Below are 2888 nucleotides of genomic sequence, written 5' to 3' on the forward strand. Positions count from 1 at the left end.
CGTTCGCGGCGGCGTATGCGCCCTGCCCGGGGTTGCCGAGCAGCGAGGCCATGGAGGAGAACACCGCGAACCAGTCGAGCCGCATCCCGGCGGTGGCCCGGTGCAGCCGCCACGCCCCGGTGACCTTGGGTGTCCACACCCGGTGCAGCTGGTCGTCGTGGATGTTGGTGACCGCCGCGTCGTCGAGGACCATGGCGCAGTGGACGACGCCGTCGAGCCGTGCCCCGTCCCTGGTGGCGGCGGTCACCAGCCGGTCGGCGGTGCCGGGGCGGCCGATGTCGCCGAGGATGACGGTGATCCGGGTGCCGGTGGCCGACAGTTCGGCGAGCGTCTGCGCGTCGGCGGCCAGGGGTGCGGTACGGCCGTTGAGCACGAGGTGGCCCGCGCCCTGGGCGGCCAGCCAGCGGGCGGTGGCCAGGCCGAGCCCGCGCAGGCCGCCGGTGATCAGATAGGTGCCGCCCGGGCGCACCGGGAGGGGCCCGTCGGGCAGGACGGCGCTGATCTCGCCCTGCTGCGGGAGGGTCAGTACCAGTTTGCCGAGGTGGCGGGCGCCCGCCATCTGCCGGAACGCCTCGGTGACATCGGCCAGCGGATAGGTGGTGCAGCGCAGCGGCTTGAGGCGGCCCGCGGCGAACTCGTCGAGCACCTCGTGCAGCATGGCGGCGAACACCGCGGGGCGGGAGGTCTGGAGTTCCACCAGGTCGACCGTGCTGAAGGTGATGTTGTGGCGCAGGGGTGAGAGTCCGAGCGGGGCGTCGGAGAGGATGTCGCGGACGCCGAGTTCGATGAAGCGGCCGAAGGGGCGCAGCGATTCGAGACCGGCCCGGATGGCCGCGCCGGACAGCGAGTTGAGGACGACGTCGACGCCCTCGCCGCCGGTGGCCTCCCTGATCTCGTCGCGGAAGTCGAGCGAGCGGGAGTCCATGACATGGGTGATGCCCATGGAGTGCAGATAGCGGCGTTTGTCCTCGCTGCCCGCGGTGGCCAGCACCTCGGCGCCCAGCAGCCGGGCGACGGCGATGGCGGCCAGTCCGGTGCCGCCGGTGGCCGAGTGGATCAGCACCCGTTCGCCCGCCGTGACGTGGGCGACGTGGCGCAGCGCGTACCAGGCGGTGATGAAGGCGAGGGGCAGTCCGGCGGCGGTGGCCGGGTCGAGGCCGTCCGGGATGGGGCCGGTGCAGTCGGCGGGTACGACGGTGAAGGAGCCGAAGGCGCCGCCGCGTGCGTCGGCCGCGACGACCCGGTCGCCGACGCGGACGTGGTCGACGCCGGGGCCGACGGCGGTCACCTCACCCGCGCATTCGAAGCCGAGCCGGTAGCGGACGTCCCGGTCGCCGGGGAGCAGGCCCATGGCGGTGAGGACATCGCGGAAGTTCATGCCCGCGGCCAGCACGCGCAGTTCGGCCTCGCCGGGGCCTGGAGGCCGCCGTTCGGCGGTGGCGAGTTCCAGGGTGCCGAGGTCGCCGAGGCGGCCGGCCCGCAGCCGGAAGCCGTCGGTGCCGCAGCGCACGGTGCGGGCGGCGGCCGTGGTGCGTTCGGTGTCGGTCAGGGGTGCGTAGGCGAGCCGGGCGGTGTGGCGTGTTCCGTCGCGGAGCGCGATCTCGTCCTCGGCGGCGTCGGCGAGGAGTTCGGGGACGAGGTCGAGCGGTGCGGCCGGGTCGGTGTCGACCAGGGTGGCACGCAGTTCGGGGTGTTCGTACGCGAGGACGCGCACCAGTCCGCGCAGTGCGCTCTGCGCCGGGTCGGGCATGTCCTCGGGTGTCACGGCCCGGGCGCCCCGGGTGACGGCGTACAGGCGCGGCGGTCCGTTGGGCCCGGCCGGGGCCGCGGCGAGGGCCTGGGCCGTGGCGAGCAGCCGCCGGGTGCGGCGCAGGGCATCGCCGCCGCTGTCGTCGCTGTCGTCGGCCTGCGTGTCCTCGGGACCGTCGGTACGTGGCGGGGCGGCGCACAGGAGGACGACGCCTCGCGGCAGGGCGCCGGGTCCGGTGAGCCGGGCGGTGAAGTCCTCGCGGAGGGCGTCGAGCGGGGTGTCGTCCAGGGGCGGCTCCCAGAGCCGGGTGGTGGCTCCGGCGGCGCGCAGCGCTTCGGACGCGGTGTGGGCGGTGCCGTCGCCCTCGCCGACGATGAGCCAGTGGCCGGGCGGGCGGGCGTCGTCCGGGGCGGGCGGCTCGGCGCGTTTCCAGCCGATCTCCAGGAACCACTGGTCGACCTCGGTGGTCTGCTGGACGGCGCGGCGGGCGATCCGCAGGCCGTCGATGGCGAGGATGGGGCGCCCTTCCCCGTCGAGCAGCCGGATATGGCCGACGAGAGTCCCGGCGGTGGACTCGGCCGTCAGCCGGGCGTGGCAGTAGACGGCGGTGGCGGGGTCGCCGAGGACGCGGGCGGTCTGGATCCCGACGGGCAGCACCAGCCCCTGGTCGCCGTCCTTCAGCAGCCCGGCGACCAGGAGCTGGGCGCACAGGTCGACCAGGACGGGGTGGATGCGCAGGGCGTTTCCGGGAGTTCGGGCGGCTTCGGGGATCCGTACCCGGGCCCAGAAGCTGTTGCCGAGGCGGGAGGTGTGCACCTCGCTGATGCCGTTGAACGCCGGGCCGTGTTCGATGCCCCGGGCCCGCAGGTTGGCGTACAGGGCGGCCGGGTCGACGGGGGCGGGGTGGCGCAGGGCCAGGGTGCGTACGGAGGCGGGGCGGGGCCGGACGGGTGCGGCGAGGCGGCGCAGTACGGCATCGGCCTGCCGGATCCAGGTGCCCTCGTCGTCGCGTCCGAAGATCTCGCAGGTGGCGCGGTCGGGGGCGGCCACGGTCACCGTGGTGCTGAGGTCGGTGTGCTCGGCGATGGTCAGGAGTTCGTGGAAGCGCAGATCGGTGACCTCGACCTCGGTGGGGTCG

The 2888-nt window shown here is 74.8% G+C and carries 1 protein-coding gene; it reads right to left on the reverse strand.

What is annotated here, in order from left to right; all coding sequences use genetic code 11:
• A partial coding sequence (locus tag SSOG_RS55400) for an SDR family NAD(P)-dependent oxidoreductase (RefSeq protein ID WP_009712423.1) occupies nt 1–2888 on the reverse strand: 2888 nt, incomplete at both ends.

The organism is Streptomyces himastatinicus ATCC 53653, from assembly GCF_000158915.1.
GTDB lineage: Bacteria > Actinomycetota > Actinomycetes > Streptomycetales > Streptomycetaceae > Streptomyces > Streptomyces himastatinicus.